This is a genomic window from Oxalicibacterium flavum (genome assembly GCF_014635065.1).
GTDB lineage: Bacteria > Pseudomonadota > Gammaproteobacteria > Burkholderiales > Burkholderiaceae_D > Oxalicibacterium > Oxalicibacterium flavum.
The window spans coordinates 35,447-50,152 of sequence record NZ_BMCG01000001.1 but is presented as its reverse complement, the minus strand read 5'-3'; the positions used below and the strand labels follow the sequence as shown (position 1 = coordinate 50,152).

Here is a 14,706-nt window from a genome sequence, read left to right as displayed (position 1 = left end):
TGTATTTACTGGTCTTTGGGTTTGTGAACGACAGTGAAACGGCCTGGAACCTTGCCCGTGTCATCGGCCGGGAAGGGCTGCGAACGTTCGATGGCGCGCTTGACTGCCTCGTCGAAGCCGGCCAGGCCGGACGATTTACGCAGCCTTACCCCGCGTAGCGAACCGTCGGGCAGCAGTTCGACATCGAATTCCGCCGCAGGATTCCCCGCCAGTCCATCCGGCACGTTGAATACCGTGTTGGAGCGGATGCGGGCGCCGATCTTTTGCAGGTAGCTGGCGTCGGCGCGGCCGCTGCCGGTCGATTTCTCGGCCTGGCCGGTGCCGCCGCTGCCGATGGCGCCGGTCAGGCGGCGCATTTCCTCGGCGCGTGCCTCGTCACGACGCTTCTGCTCGGCGGCTTCCTGCTGCTTGCGTTTCTTGTCGGCCTCGGCCTTCTGCTGGTCAAGCTTCTTCTTGTCGGCTTCTTCCTGCTTTTTCTTTTCTTCGGCCAGCTTCTTGCGGTTTTCCTCGGCCTTTTCCTTCTCGAGTTTTTCCTTCTTCTCTTTTTCCTGCTGGGCGAGTTTCTGCTTGCGTTCCTCTTCCTTGCGCTTCTTCTCCTGCTCGAGCGCAATATCGACCTTGGGTTTCGGCGGTTCCGGATCGGGTTTCGGTTCTTCCTTCACGACCGGCTTGGGTTCGGGCTCCGGCTTGGGCTGCGGTTGCGGCTCGGGCGGCGGTGCCACGGGCGCGGCTTCGCGCGCCTGCATGTCCCAGATTTCGGCCTTGACGGCGACCGGGGTTTCGCTCTGCCAGTCGATCCCGATCCAGAAGAAGGCGAGCAGGGCGATGTGGACGGCGACGGCAAGGACCACGGCGCGAATGCCGCCGGGTTCCTTGGGAACGGTGTAAGGCGTGTGATCTGTCATGGAACCTGATTTACCTCGTGGCGAGGCCGACGCGATCGATCCCCGCCTTCTTCGCTTCCGAGATGGCCTGGATCACCTCGTCGTACTTGATTTCCTTGTCGGCCGCGATCATGACCGGCAACCCCGGATGGGCGTCGTGCATGGCGCCGAGCTTCTGCGCCATCTCGTTGCGGTTGGCCGCATCCTCGCGCGGCACCGAGCCGTCCTTGCGGCCGTTGATGGTCAGCGTGGCCGAGGCGTCCGGCTTGAGATCGACGCGGATGTATTCGCTCGGCGGCTGCGTCGAGCGCGCCGCGTTCGGCAGTTCGATCTCGCTCGGTGGCTGCATCGGTGCGGCTGCCATGAAGATGATCAGCAGCACCAGCATGACGTCGATGTAGGGAACGACGTTGATTTCCGACTTGAACTTGCGGTTGCGCCCGCCGCGCATGCTTCCTGAAAATGACATTGCGGTGCTTCCTTATCGCGCCTGGCGTTGCAGGATGTTCGAGAATTCCTCGACGAAGGATTCGAAGCGGATCGAAAGACGGTCGATATCGTGCGAGTAGCGGTTGTAGGCCACCACCGCCGGGATCGCGGCGAACAGGCCGATGGCGGTCGCGATCAGCGCCTCGGCAATGCCGGGCGCGACCGCCGCCAGCGTCGCCTGCTGCACGTTGGCCAGTCCGCGGAAGGCGTTCATGATGCCCCAGACCGTGCCGAACAGGCCGACGTAGGGCGAGACCGAACCGACCGAGGCGAGGAAGGCGAGGTGCGATTCGAGCGCATCCATCTCGCGCTGGTAGGCGGCGCGCATGGCGCGGCGCGAGCCGTCGATGCGGCTGTTGATGTCGCCCGACGAACGCAGCTTGTTGAATTCGCTCATGCCGGCTTCGAAGATGCGTTCCAGCGCGCCGGTCGAGTTCTTACGGCGGTTCGAGGTGGCGTCGGCATAGAGCGTATTGAGGTCGCCGCCCGACCAGAAGGCGCGTTCGAATTCCTCGGTCTGTGCCTGCGCGCTCTTGATGGTGAAGCGCTTGCGGAAGATGTAGGTCCAGCTCATGACCGAGACGCCGGCCAGCAGCAGCATGACGAGCTGAACCAGGAGCGATGCGTTGCTGATGAGATGGAGGAAGGAGAGATCTTGAGTGACGGTCATGGAAGCTCGGATTTATGTCGATTCGAATAATTGTATGCGCAACGCGTTGCAGACAGGGCTTTTCCGACGATTTTTCGGCGGAAACCCTTGATTCATCGTGGTTTCATTCTGCCTTGCGCTCCCTGATGCAGGCCAGTACTTCCTGCGGAATCTCGGCCGGACGAAAACGCTGCATATCGACGCAGCCGACCTTGATGCGGCCGGTCGCCAGCAGTTCCTCTTGCTGGTCGCCATTGGCGTCCTGCACCACGCGCCACGCCTCCTGCACGAACTGTACCGAGGCGCGGCCCAGCTTTTCGACTACGACAGTCAGTTTCAGTTCATTGTCGAGCCGTGCCGGCGCGTGATAGTCGAGCGCCGTGCTCTTGACCACGAACACCAGGCCATGGGTATCGGTCATCAGCGACTGGTTGACGCCGGCCGCGCGCAGCCATTCGGTGCGCGCGCGCTCGAAGAATTTCAGATAGTTGGCATAGAACACGACGCCGCCGGCGTCGGTGTCCTCGTAATAGACGCGGATGGTCCAGGTGAAATGTGGCATGAACGATTCAGGATTCGACAGAAGGACAGACCGGCATCATAAACGATGCCGGCCTGGCAACGGTTGACTCAGACCGGCTTGCGCTTGATCGCGAGCGGCCCGAAGCCCTGGCAGGTCGGCATGATTTCCACATGGTTGATGTTGACGTGCGCCGGCAGCGTGGCGATCCACCAGGCGGTCTCGGCGATGTCCTCGGCGGAGAGCGGGGTCGTGCCTTCATAGACCTTTGCCGCTGCCGCGTCGTCCTGGAGGCGCACATTGGAAAACTCGGTGCCGCCGGCCAGCCCGGGAGCGATATTCGAGGCGCGCACATTGGTGCCGGCAAGGTCGGCGCGCAGGTTCTTCGAGAATTGATCGACGAAGGCCTTGCTGGCGCCATAGACGTTGGCGCCCGGATACGCATAGGCACCGGCGCTCGAACTGATGTTGATGACGGTGCCGCGGTCGCGTTTGACCATGTCGGGCAGGATCAGGCGGGTGACCGTCACCAGGCCCTGGCAGTTGGTCGCGATCATGGTTTCCCACTGTTCGAGCGAGGCTTCATGGGCGGGCGCCACGCCGAGCGCCAGGCCGGCGTTGTTGACGAGCACGTCGATTTCCTTCCAGTCGGCCGGCAGGGAGTCGAGCGCGGACTGGATCGATTCCTTGCTGGTGACGTCCATCTCGATCGGTAGCAGCTGCCCGCCGATCTCGTGCGCCAGTGCATCCAGCCGTTCCTTGCGGCGGCCGGTCGCAATGACCTTGTGGCCGTTGAGAGCGAACTTGCGCGCGATGGCCGCGCCGAACCCTGATGTGGCGCCGGTGACGAAGACGATCATGAGAACCCCTGCTTGTGAATGACGAAATGGACGGGCTGCCGTTCGCGCGCATGCACGCGAACGGCAGCCTGCGGACCGCGTATGCCGCGGCCCTATCCTCTGTTTACTTCGCCTTGCCTGCGCGTGCGCGGCCGATCAGGAAAGTCGTCAGCAGCGGCACCGGGCGGCCGGTCGAGCCCTTGGCGGCACCGCTCTTCCATGCGGTGCCGGCGATGTCGAGGTGAGCCCAGGTGTATTTGCGCGTGAAGCGTTCGAGGAAGCAGGCTGCCGTCACGCTGCCGCCCGCCGGGCCGCCGATGTTGGCGATGTCGGCGAAGTTGGACTTCAGCTGTTCCTGGTAACGGTCGTCGATCGGCATGCGCCAGGCGGTATCGCCGGCGGCCTTGCCGGCGGCCAGCAGTTCGTCGGCCAGCGCATTGTGGGCGTCGTCGTCGCGCGTGAACAGGCCGGAATTGTGATGGCCGAGCGCGGTGATGCAGGCGCCGGTCAGGGTGGCGGCGTCAACCACCACGGCCGGCTTGAAGCGCTCGACGTAGGTCAGCGCGTCGCACAGGACCAGACGGCCTTCGGCGTCGGTGTTGAGCACCTCGATGGTCTGACCGGACATGGACGTCACGATGTCGCCCGGCTTGGTGGCGCTGCCCGACGGCATGTTCTCGCAGCTCGGGATGACGACGATGACGTTCAGCGGCAGCTTCATTTCGGCAATCGCGCGCATGGTGCCGAGCACCGCAGCGGCGCCGCCCATGTCGTACTTCATCTCGTCCATCGCCGCACCCGGCTTGATCGAGATGCCGCCGGAGTCGAAGGTGATGCCCTTGCCGACCAGCACGACCGGCGCGTCCTTGGCCTTGCCGCCGCCGTGCTTGAGCACGATGAACTTGGGTGGTTCGACGCTGCCGTTGGTGACCGACAGGAAGCTGCCCATCTTGAGTGCCTGCAACTGCTTGCGGTCGAGGATCTCGGCCGTCAGCTTGAATTCGCGCGCCATCTTTCTGGCCGTATTGGCGAGATAGGTCGGGGTGCAGACGTTGGCCGGCAGGTTGCCGAGTTCCTTGGTCAGGTCGATGCCGTTGGCGATGGCGACGGCCTGCGCGATCGCCTCGCGGCCCGCGGCGGCAAGCTTGGCATCCAGCGCGAAGGCGATCTTGCGCACGCCGGCAGCGGCCGGTTCCTTCTTGCTCTTGAGCGTGTCGGAACGGTAGGCGCCGTCGCGTGCGGCGAGGATGAAGCTGCCGATCGCCCAGGTGGCGTCACGGCCGGCGACGACGTCCAGCGGCAGCGCGACCACGGCATCGGCCGCGCCGAGCGAGGTGAAGGCGCGCGCGCCGGCCTGCAGCGCCGACAGGAAATCCTTCTCGGAAACGGTGCCGGACTTGCCGAGGCCGACCAGCAGCACGCGCTCGGCGGCAACGCCGGCCACGCCGCGCAGCAGGAGAGTGGAACCGGGCTTGCCGGTGATGTCGCCGGACTTCAGTGCAGCCAGGATTTCGCCCTTGGCATCCAGCGCGCGCGCCGGCGCGGACAGGGTCTTGTCATCGAAGACGCCGACTGCGATGCAGCCCGTTTTGAGAGTGGCGAACCCGTTTTTTGCGTCCAGTGGTTTTATGCTAAAGTCCATGCGTTTGCTCTCCTTGTCGATCCACGATTATAGCCCTCCGATGATTTTTCAGCGCGCGCTTCGACGCGATTTGCTTGGTACCGCTGGCGCCGTCTTCACTACCCTTTTCACCATTACGATCACGGTCATGCTGATTCGTATCCTGGGGCAGGCGGCGGGAGGCAAGGTCGCGTCTTCCGACGTGCTGGCCCTGATCGGGTTTTCGGCACTCAACTATCTTCCCATCATCCTCAACCTCACCGGCTTCGTCGCGGTGCTGCTGGTCGTCACGCGCAGCTACCAGGATTCGGAAATGGTGGTGTGGTTCGCCTCCGGGCTGAGCCTGTCGCGCTGGATCAGGCCGGTACTGATGTTCGGTCTGCCGATCGTGACCATGACCGCCTTGCTGAGCCTGTTCCTGACGCCATGGTCCAACCAGCAGAGCGCGATCTACAAGGAGCGCTACGCCAACCGCGAGGACATCGCGCGCGTTTCGCCCGGCAAGTTCCAGGAATCGTCGTCGGCCGACCGCGTGTTCTTCGTCGAAGGCGTGACCGGCGATTCGACGCGCGTCAAGAACGTCTTCGTCAGCAGCATGCGCAACGGCACCAACAGCGTGGTGGTCGCCAAGGAAGGCACGGTCGAGATCGACAAGAACGGCGACAAGTTCCTCGTCATGCACCAGGGGCGCCGCTACGACGGCGTGCCGACGCAGTCGGATTTTCAGCTAATGGAGTTTGACCGCTACGGCGTACTGGTCGGTCGCGAGTCGGCGGCGGTGACCGGCGATTCCTCGGCGCGTGCGTTGCCTACTCACGAACTGCTGCAGAACCGCAACAACTTCAATGATGGCGAACTGGTGTGGCGTGTTTCTCTGCCGCTGATGGGCATCCTGCTGATGCTGCTGGCGATTCCGCTCGGCTTCGTCAATCCGCGCGGCGGCCGCTCGGCCAACCTGCTGATCGCGCTGTTCCTGTTCGTCTTCTACAGCAACATGCTGAGCTTCATGCAGGCGACCGTGGTGCAGCAGCGCAGCAGTTTCATGATGGCTTGGTGGCCGGTGCACCTGGTCGCCATCCTCGTCATCGCCGCATTCTTCATGTGGCGCCTCAAGGTCAACAGCGCCTGGCATCCGCTGGTGCTGTGGGCACGATTCAAGCGCTGCCTGATCGGCAGGAAGGCGGCGGCATGAAGGTCCTGCAGAAATACTTTGCGCGCGAAATCGGCCGTTCGGTGCTGTTCGTGCTGATTGCCTTCCTCGCGCTGTTCGCCTTCTTCGATCTGGTGGCCGAGCTGAAGTCGATTGGCCACGGCGGCTACACGCTGCAGAAGGCCCTGATCTATGTCGCCCTCGGGCTGCCCGGCTATGTGTATGAGCTGATGCCGATCGCGGCGCTGATCGGCAGCATCTGGGCGCTGTCGCAATTCGCGGCGCGCTCGGAATTCACCATCATGCGCGCCTCCAGCATGTCCACCGCGATGGCGGGCGGCATGCTGGTCCGGATCGGGCTGGTGTTCGCGCTGGTCACCTTTCTGTTCGGCGAATTCGTGGTGCCGCATACCTCGGTCATGGCCGATCGTACCAAGATGTTGAGCCAGGGACAGACGCTGTCGTCGGAATTCCGTTCGGGCCTGTGGACCAAGGATACGATTCGTTCCGAAGGCGTGACCGGCACGGCGGTCGGCACGCGCTTTCTCAACGTGCGCACGGTGCGGCCGAATGGCGATCTCGAAGGGCTGAAAATCTATGAATTCAACAGCAACTTTCACCTGACCTCGCTGATCACGGCCAGGCGCGCCGACTACCAGGGCGGCAACCAGTGGACGCTGCATGACGGTTCGGAAGCGCGCTTTGGCGAAACCGATCTGCGCGGCGCCACCAGCGCCAGCGACCTGACCAATGCGATTTCTACCGTGGCGTTCAAGTCGCGCCCCTTGATTTCCGAGGTGACGCCGGAAATCCTGTCGGTCGGCTTTGCCGAACCCGAGCAGATGTCGGCACTCGATCTGATGAGCTATACGCAATATCTGGCGGAGAACAATCGCGAGACGGCACGCTACGAGATCGCGTTGTGGAAGAAGATCGTCTATCCGTTCGCGGTGTTCGTGATGATGGCGCTGGCGCTGCCGTTCGCCTATCTGCATTTCCGTTCGGGCGGCGTGAGCCTCAAGATCTTCACCGGCATCATGATCGGCGTGAGTTTCCAGCTCATCAACAGCCTGTTCGCGCATCTGGGCCTGCTCAATACCTGGCCGGCATTTGCCACCGCGATCCTGCCGAGCGCACTGTTCATGCTGGCGGCGGTCGCGGCGCTGTTGTGGGTGGAGCGGCACTGATGGCGACGCGCGCGCTCGTGCTGTTTGCGCATGGCGCGCGCGATCCGCGCTGGGCCGAGCCTTTCCAGCGATTGCAGGACCTGATACAGCGGCAGTCGCCGGACGTGACGGTAGTGCTGGGGTTCCTGGAACTGATGTCGCCGCGCCTGCCGGAACTGGCGGAGCAGCTGGCACAGCAGGGCGTCAGCGACATCACCGTGGTGCCGGTGTTCCTGGGGCAGGGCGGGCATGTGATGCGCGATCTGCCGGGGATCGTCGAGGAGCTCCGGCAGGTCTATCCGCAGATGGGTTTTCGCATTGCCGGCGCGGTCGGTGAGGATGCCAGCGTGCTCGATGCGATGGCTGCCTACTGCCTGCGCACGCTGTCCTGACTCAATCTTCTTTCTTGTCCGTTGTGTCGCGCGCTGCCATGGCGTCGCCGATCATCACCAGCACCGGTCCCTGACGTTCTCCCAATCCGTGTTCGAGGTCGCGCAGGCGCATGCGCGTGACCGTCTGATCGGGCAGGCTGCAGTTTTCCACGATGACGACCGGCAGCTCGAGCGAACGGCCCTGGGCGATGAGTTTCTTTGCGGTGGCAATCGCTTCGCGTCCGCCCATGTACTGGATCAGCGTGTCGCTGTCGGGCATCGCGAGTTCGTCGGCGTGCTGCGGCGCGGTGGCGGAAGTGAAGAAGGCCACGCTGCGCGCGACACCGCGCTTGGTTAGCGGCTGCTGCGTGGCGGCAGCAGCCGCGAAGGCGGTGGTGATGCCGGGCACGATCTCGACGGCGATGCCGTGCGCTTCGAGCGTCTGCAACTCTTCGTCGGCACGGCCGAACAGCATGGGGTCGCCGCCTTTCAATCGCACCACCGTGCGGTGGTGTGCCGCGCAGTCAACCAGCAACTGGTTGATCGCGAGCTGGGCGGTGGAGCGCTGGCCGCTGCGCTTGCCGACCGAAATCTTCTCGGCCTGCGGCGCCAGCGCCAGCAGGTCTTCGGTGACCAGCGCGTCGTGCAAAACGACATCGGCCTGTGCCAGGATGCGCGCGCCGCGTACGGTGATCAGATCGGCGGCGCCGGGGCCGGCGCCGACCAGATAGACCTTGCCGTAGCGCGGCGTCGACTGCGACATGGACTTGCCCCGCGTGCTGCTTACAGACGGATCATGCCGGCCGCAACGGTCTGATGCGTGACTTCGTCGATCAGGATGAAGGAGCCGGTCGAGCGGCTGGCATCGTAGGCGTCGGCCGCCAGCGGCTGCTGCACGTTGATCGAGACGGTGGCGATGCCGTTGAGCTTGACCTCGTCGGCCGCATGCCGTTGCTGCGTGTTGATGTCGAGCAGCGACTCGATCCTGGTGACGCGCGCTGCGACCTGGCGCGTGGTGTGCTTGAGCCAGTACTTGCGGCGCAGATCCAGCGGTTCTTCCGACAGCCAGCAGATGTCGGCCAGGACCGTCTTGAGCAGCGTGGCGGGACGCGCGGCTTCCGACAATGTATCGCCGCGCGAGATATCGACATATTCGTCGAGCAGCAGCGTGACCGACTGACCGGCCACGGCTTCCGCCAGCGAGCCGTCGAAGGTCTGGATGTCCTTGACGGTCGCTTCCTGGCCGCCTGGCTGCACCACGATCCGGTCGCCCCTGGCGATCTTGCCGGCTTCGATGCGGCCCATGTAGCCGCGGAAATCGTTGGCTTCGTGACCGTTGTGGCGCGCCACCAGCTGTACCGGGAAGCGGAACGGCACGTCGTGCGATTCGTCGTGCACGGACAGCGATTCCAGCAGTTCGATCAGCGTCGGACCGGTGTACCAGTTCATTTTCTCGCTGCCGACCACCACGTTGTCGCCGGCCAACGCCGACAGCGGGATCGGATGGATGTCCTTCAGCCCCAGCGTGGCGGCAAATTCGGAATAGGCGGCGACGATGCGGTCATAGACGGTCTGGTCGTAGTCAACCAGATCCATCTTGTTGACGGCGACGATCACGTGCTCGATCTGCAGCAGGTGCGCGATCGTCGAGTGGCGCTTGGTCTGGATCAGCAGATCGACGCTGCCGTCGTCGTTGAGCTTCACCTTCGAGACGTCGATCAGGATGATGACGGCGTCGGCGGTCGAGGCGCCGGTCACCATGTTGCGCGTGTATTGCTCGTGGCCCGGCGTGTCGGCGATGATGAACTTGCGCTTGGGCGTGGCGAAGTAGCGGTAGGCGACGTCGATCGTGATGCCCTGTTCGCGTTCGGCCTCGAGGCCGTCGGTCAGCAGCGACAGGTCGATGGTGTCGCCGACCGTGCGCTTGTGCCTGGAGCGCGAGACGGCGGCCAGCTGGTCGGCGAAGATGCCCTTGCTGTCGAACAGCAGGCGGCCGATCAGCGTGCTCTTGCCGTCATCGACGGAGCCGGCGGTGATGAAGCGCAGCAGGCCACGCTCGGTCGATTGGCTGTCAGCCACGGCAACGTTCAATTGGGCACTCATCAGAAATATCCTTCTTTTTTACGTTTTTCCATCGATGCTTCGGAAGTCTGGTCGTCCATGCGCGTGGCGCCGCGCTCGGTGATCTGGGTGACGGCGGTCTCGGCGATGATGGCCTCGACGCTGGCGGCGTCCGACGACACCGGGCAGGTGCACGAGATGTCGCCGACGGTACGGAAGCGGACCGTCTGCGTTTCCACCGCTTCGCCTTCCCTGGCCGGCGTCAGCGGCGTCAGCGGCACCAGCAGGCCGTTGCGCGGAATCACCTCGCGCTGGTGCGCAAAGTAGATCGACGGCAGTTCGAGTTTCTCGCGGGCGATGTACTGCCAGACGTCGAGCTCGGTCCAGTTCGAGATCGGGAACACGCGTATGTTCTCGCCCGGATGCACGCGGGTGTTGTAGAGGTCCCAGAGTTCCGGGCGCTGCGCCTTCGGGTTCCACTGGCCGAATTCGTCGCGGAACGAGAAGATGCGTTCCTTGGCGCGGGCCTTTTCCTCATCGCGGCGCGCGCCGCCGATGCAGGCGTCGAACTGGTGTTCGGCGATGGTTTCCAGCAGTGTTACGGCTTGCGCGGCATTGCGCGAATCGGTCTGCGGATTGCGCAGGCGCACGGTGCCTCGCTTGATCGAATCCTCGACGTGGCCGACGATCAGGCGCTCGCCGAGTTCGGCCACGCGCTTGTCGCGGAACTGGATCACTTCGTCGAAGTTGTGGCCGGTGTCGATGTGCACCAGCGGGAACGGGAACTTGCCGGGACGGAAGGCCTTCTCGGCGATGCGCAGCAGCACCACCGAATCCTTGCCGCCCGAGAACAGCAGGGCGGGATTCGTGCATTCGGCCGCGACCTCGCGCATGATGTGGATGGCTTCCGATTCCAGCCAGTCCAGATGGCGGTTGTGAGCGGCATCGAGGAAAAGTTTGTCAACTGCTGTATTCATGGCGTTCTCGAACGTTGGTGATACGAAGGTGATGCAAGGGTGATGGGAACAGGGTGGTACGGGACGTGCGACGGTCAGACCGTGGCAGCGGATTTGATGCGCACCAGCTTGCCGTCAACGACATGCAGGCCGCATTCCTTGGATTCCGGCTGCTCCCACCACCAGCGGCCGGCGCGCACGTCCTCGCCGGGCTGGATCGCGCGCGTGCACGGTTCGCAGCCGATCGACGGGTAGCCGCGGTCGTGCAGCGGGTTGTAGGGCACGCCCTTGCTGCGGATGTAGTGCCAGACATCTTCTTCCGACCAGTCCGCCAGCGGATTGAATTTCTCCATGCCGTGCGCCTCGTCGTGCTCCTGCACGTGCAGTTCGGCGCGCGTGGCCGACTGCGCGCGGCGCTGGCCGGTGACCCAGGCACGCTGCCCCTGCAGGGCGCGGTTGAGCGGCTCGACCTTGCGGATGCGGCAGCACTCCTTGCGCAGTTCGACGCTGTCGTAGAAGGCGTTCAGGCCGTTCTGCCTGACGTAGCCGTCGACCGCTTCAGGCTGCGGGCGGTACAGCGCAACCTCGTAGCCGTAGGTGTCCTTGATGCGGTCGAGCACGCCCAGCGTTTCCGCATGCAGGCGGCCGGTCTCGAGCGTGAAGATGCCGATGTCCAGCTTGTCGCGCAGGATCATGTCGGTCAGCACCATGTCCTCGGCCGCGAGGCTGGAGGCGAACACGGCCGGGGCGAACTGCTCGGCCACGCGCTGCAGCGTTTCGCGCGTCTTCTCGACCAGCACGGCGAATTCGGTCTCGTTCATTTGTTGACGGTTGCCTGGCGATGGACGCGGCGGAACAGCGGTGCCTTCTTGTCCCACGATTGCTGGTAGCTCTCGGAGAAGTCGCTCAAGCCCTTGATGGCATCGTTGACGTCGCGGTCGGGACGCACGGCAAACGAGTTGAAGCCGACGCGCTGCATGTAGAACAGCTGGTCGCGCAGCACGTCGCCGAAGGCGCGCAGTTCGCCTTCGTAGCCGTGGCGCGCACGCAGGTTGAAGGCGATCGAATAGCCGCGGCCGTCGGCGAATTTGGGGAATTCGACGGCGATCATTTCCAGGCGCTCGATATCGTCCTTCAGCGCTTCCGGGCGTTCGTCGCTGGCGAGCCAGACGCCGACGTCCTTGCGCTGCGACAGCGTCGCATGTTGTGCCTGCCATACCGCCAGCGGCACGATGACCTTGCCGGCCGGGACAGTAATGGATTCCGGCTTGTCGCCTTCCTGCGCTTCCACGCCTTCGGCCGCCGCCACGGCGGGCTGCAGGCGCAGCAGGGTCCAGTCGTCTTCGCCGATGACGGCGCGGTCCTTGATGAGGTTATGCATAAGCGTCTTCTCCCGTGGTTTCCTCGGTCTTGATCGGGGTCGCATAGACGTGCTCCTTGAACGGAGCCACGCCCAGGCGGCGCACGGTGTCGATGAATCGTTCGTCTTCGATGCGCTCGCGCACATAGACTTCCAGCACGCGTTCGATCACGGTCGGCATCTGCGCCGCCGAGAACGAGGGGCCGATGATGCGGCCGACCGACGATTCGTTGCCCTGCGCGCCGCCGAGCGACACCTGGTACCACTCGCTGCCGTCCTTGTCGACGCCGAGGATGCCGATGTTGCCCACGTGGTGGTGGCCGCAGGCATTGATGCAGCCGGAAATATTGAGTTCGATGTCGCCGATGTCGTGCTGGAAATCGAGGTTCTCGAAGCGTTCGGCAATCGCCTGCGCGATCGGGATCGACTTGGCATTGGCCAGCGAGCAGAAGTCGCCGCCCGGGCAGCAGATCATGTCGGTCAGCAGACCGATGTTCGGCGTGGCGAGTCCCTGCGCCTTGGCCTGTTCCCAGACTTCGTACAGATCGGCGATGCGCACGTCGGACAGCACCACGTTCTGCTCGTGCGTCACGCGCAGTTCGCCGAAGCTGTACTTGTCGGCGAGGTCGGCCATGAAGTCGAGCTGCACGTCGGTCGCGTCGCCCGGCGGCACGCCCGGCTTCTTGAGCGACAGCACCACCGCCGCGTAGCCCGGCACCTTGTGCGGCTGCACGTTGCGCTTGAGCCAGTTGGCGAAGGCCTTGTCCTCGGCTTTCTTGAGTTCGAAGGTAGCGTCGGACACCGGCAGCTTCTCGTAGGCCGGCAGCGTGAAGTAGGCGGCCACGCGGTCGAGCTCTTCCTGGGTGAGGGTGCCCGGACCATCCTTCAGGTGGACCCATTCTTCCTCGACCTGGCGGCGGTATTCGTCGATGCCGATCGCCTTGACGAGGATCTTGATGCGCGCCTTGTAGATGTTGTCGCGGCGGCCGTACTGGTTATAGACGCGCAGGATGGCCTCGATGTAGGTCATCAGGTGCTGCCACGGCAGGAATTCGCAGATCACGCTGCCGAGAATCGGCGTGCGGCCCATGCCGCCGCCGACCAGCACGCGGAAGCCGACCTCGCCCTTGTCGTTGCGGACCGCATGCAGGCCGATGTCATGCACGGCGGTGGCGGCGCGGTCCTGCTCGGCGCCGTTGATGGCGATCTTGAACTTGCGCGGCAGATAGGCGAATTCCGGGTGGAAGGTGCTCCACTCGCGGATGATCTCGGCATATGGACGCGGATCGATGATCTCGTCGGCGGCGACGCCGGCGAACTGGTCCGAGGTCGTGTTGCGCACGCAGTTGCCCGAGGTCTGGATCGCGTGCATCTCGACGGTCGAGAGCTTTTCCAGGATTTCCGGCGAATCCTCGAGCTTGATCCAGTTGAACTGGATGTTCTGGCGCGTCGTGAAGTGGCCGTAGCCGCGGTCGTAGGTACGCGCGATGTGCGCGAACATGCGCATCTGCGCCGACGACAGCAGGCCGTAGGGCACCGCGATGCGCAGCATGTAGGCATGGCGCTGCAGGTACAGGCCGTTCTGCAGGCGCAGGATACGGAATTCGTCCTCGAGCAGCTCGCCCGACAGGCGGCGACGCACCTGGTCGCGGTACTGGGCGATGCGTTCCTTGACGATCTGATGGTCGTATTGATCGTAGCGATACATCTTCGATTCCTTAATAGACTAACTTGACGGCGACGGTCGTCAGCACACTGGCCAACAGCACGCGCAGCACTTTTTCCGGTATGGAGCGGGATACCAGCGAGCCGATCGTGATGCCGGGCACGGAGCCCAGCAGCAGCATGGCCAGCAATTCCCAGTCGATCGAACCCAGCCACCAGTGTCCGAGCGCGGCAATCGCGGTCAGGGGCACGGCATAGGCGATGTCGGTACCGGCGATTTCCGCCGGCGACAGGCGTGGATACAGCAACACCAGAATGGTGGCGCCGATCGCGCCGGCACCAATGGACGAGATTGTAACCAATGTCCCTAGTATCGACCCGGAAATAATCGTGGCCGCCGTCTGTTTGGCGCCATGCAACTGCCGCGACGGATGCGCGTTCATCCAGTTCTGCATGCGCCTGCGGAAGATCAGCGCGATCACGGTCAGCATCACCGAACCGGCGATCGAATAGCGGATCAGCTGGCCGATTTCCGCCCCGAGTCCGCCGAAATGCTTGAGTGCAAGCGTCGTCAGCACCGCGGCCGGCAGCGCGCCGATGCACAGGTTGCGGACGATATGCCAGTGCACATTGCCTTTGTAGCGATGGGCGAACGTGCCGGCGACCTTTGTCACCGAGGCAAAGGCGAGGTCGGTGCCGACCGCCACAGTGGGTGAGACGCCGAACAGCAGGGTGAGCAGGGGTGTCATCAGGGATCCACCACCGACACCGGTCAAACCGACCAGTAAACCGACGGCAAAACCTGAAACCATATAAGTAACCGACATAAGACCCCGCGCAAAGTAGGGTGAATAGTAATAAACTTGAGCCTTATGCCAAACTACTTCCTGATTATTTGCTTATATTCTTTTTTGATATAAGCAAAAGCGAAAAATGACTGAACACGCTTTTACGCTCGGCCCGATATTTCTCAAG

The 14,706-nt window shown here is 63.6% G+C and carries 16 protein-coding genes; 3 read left to right on the top strand and 13 right to left on the bottom strand.

Annotation, left to right across the window (positions count from 1 at the left end; all coding sequences use genetic code 11):
• Positions 1 to 5: 5 nt before the first annotated feature.
• From IEV38_RS00255 to IEV38_RS00230, 6 genes are all read right to left on the bottom strand, one after another.
• A complete protein-coding gene (locus tag IEV38_RS00255) occupies positions 6 to 905 on the bottom strand; it encodes an energy transducer TonB (protein WP_188394177.1) in 900 nt (299 codons plus the stop codon).
• 10 nt (positions 906 to 915) lie between these two features.
• Positions 916 to 1,353: an ExbD/TolR family protein gene (locus IEV38_RS00250; RefSeq protein WP_188394176.1), complete on the bottom strand. Its 438-nt coding sequence runs from the start codon at positions 1,351 to 1,353 to the stop codon at positions 916 to 918.
• Between the two features lie 12 nt (positions 1,354 to 1,365).
• Positions 1,366 to 2,043: a protein TolQ gene (gene tolQ, locus IEV38_RS00245; RefSeq protein ID WP_188394175.1), complete on the bottom strand. Its 678-nt coding sequence runs from the start codon at positions 2,041 to 2,043 to the stop codon at positions 1,366 to 1,368.
• A gap of 103 nt (positions 2,044 to 2,146) precedes the next feature.
• Complete coding sequence (gene ybgC, locus IEV38_RS00240; RefSeq protein WP_188394174.1) at positions 2,147 to 2,584, bottom strand: tol-pal system-associated acyl-CoA thioesterase; 438 nt, start codon at positions 2,582 to 2,584, stop codon at positions 2,147 to 2,149.
• Positions 2,585 to 2,652: 68 nt separating this feature from the next.
• Entirely contained in the window at positions 2,653 to 3,402 is a 750-nt protein-coding gene (locus IEV38_RS00235) for an SDR family NAD(P)-dependent oxidoreductase (RefSeq protein WP_188394173.1), read from the bottom strand.
• Between the two features lie 103 nt (positions 3,403 to 3,505).
• Positions 3,506 to 5,023, bottom strand: coding sequence for a leucyl aminopeptidase (locus tag IEV38_RS00230; RefSeq protein ID WP_188394172.1), 1,518 nt, complete (start codon positions 5,021 to 5,023; stop codon positions 3,506 to 3,508).
• Positions 5,024 to 5,063: 40 nt separating this feature from the next.
• Between IEV38_RS00230 and lptF the strand changes: the two genes are divergently transcribed.
• From lptF to IEV38_RS00215, 3 genes are read left to right on the top strand one after another with little or no spacing between them, the layout of a single operon-like run.
• Positions 5,064 to 6,194 carry an LPS export ABC transporter permease LptF gene (gene lptF / locus IEV38_RS00225; RefSeq protein WP_188394171.1) on the top strand — a complete coding sequence of 377 codons (1,131 nt, stop codon included), beginning with the start codon at positions 5,064 to 5,066 and terminating at the stop codon, positions 6,192 to 6,194.
• On the top strand, positions 6,191 to 7,339 hold the full coding sequence (gene lptG, locus IEV38_RS00220) for an LPS export ABC transporter permease LptG (protein WP_188394170.1): 1,149 nt from the start codon (positions 6,191 to 6,193) through the stop codon (positions 7,337 to 7,339). Before lptF ends, lptG begins: the two co-directional genes overlap by 4 nt.
• Positions 7,339 to 7,710, top strand: a complete 372-nt coding sequence (locus IEV38_RS00215) for a sirohydrochlorin chelatase (protein WP_188394169.1) — start codon at positions 7,339 to 7,341, stop codon at positions 7,708 to 7,710. The genes lptG and IEV38_RS00215 overlap by 1 nt, the downstream gene beginning before the upstream one ends.
• Before the next feature lies 1 nt (position 7,711).
• Here IEV38_RS00215 and cobA read toward each other — a convergent pair whose 3' ends face one another.
• The 7 genes from cobA to IEV38_RS00180 form a co-directional block, all read right to left on the bottom strand.
• On the bottom strand, positions 7,712 to 8,452 hold the full coding sequence (gene cobA / locus IEV38_RS00210; protein ID WP_188394168.1) for a uroporphyrinogen-III C-methyltransferase: 741 nt from the start codon (positions 8,450 to 8,452) through the stop codon (positions 7,712 to 7,714).
• A gap of 20 nt (positions 8,453 to 8,472) precedes the next feature.
• Positions 8,473 to 9,792 carry a sulfate adenylyltransferase subunit 1 gene (locus tag IEV38_RS00205; RefSeq protein WP_188394167.1) on the bottom strand — a complete coding sequence of 440 codons (1,320 nt, stop codon included), beginning with the start codon at positions 9,790 to 9,792 and terminating at the stop codon, positions 8,473 to 8,475.
• Positions 9,792 to 10,727 (bottom strand): sulfate adenylyltransferase subunit CysD, encoded by a 936-nt coding sequence (cysD, locus tag IEV38_RS00200; RefSeq protein WP_188394166.1) that lies wholly within the window; start codon positions 10,725 to 10,727, stop codon positions 9,792 to 9,794. Before cysD ends, IEV38_RS00205 begins: the two co-directional genes overlap by 1 nt.
• A gap of 74 nt (positions 10,728 to 10,801) precedes the next feature.
• Positions 10,802 to 11,527: a phosphoadenylyl-sulfate reductase gene (locus IEV38_RS00195; RefSeq protein WP_188394165.1), complete on the bottom strand. Its 726-nt coding sequence runs from the start codon at positions 11,525 to 11,527 to the stop codon at positions 10,802 to 10,804.
• A complete protein-coding gene (locus IEV38_RS00190) occupies positions 11,524 to 12,087 on the bottom strand; it encodes a DUF934 domain-containing protein (protein WP_188394164.1) in 564 nt (187 codons plus the stop codon). The genes IEV38_RS00195 and IEV38_RS00190 overlap by 4 nt, the downstream gene beginning before the upstream one ends.
• A complete protein-coding gene (locus IEV38_RS00185) occupies positions 12,080 to 13,774 on the bottom strand; it encodes a nitrite/sulfite reductase (protein WP_188394163.1) in 1,695 nt (564 codons plus the stop codon). The genes IEV38_RS00190 and IEV38_RS00185 overlap by 8 nt, the downstream gene beginning before the upstream one ends.
• A gap of 10 nt (positions 13,775 to 13,784) precedes the next feature.
• Positions 13,785 to 14,558 (bottom strand): sulfite exporter TauE/SafE family protein, encoded by a 774-nt coding sequence (locus tag IEV38_RS00180; protein ID WP_188394162.1) that lies wholly within the window; start codon positions 14,556 to 14,558, stop codon positions 13,785 to 13,787.
• Between the last annotated feature and the right edge of the window lie 148 nt (positions 14,559 to 14,706).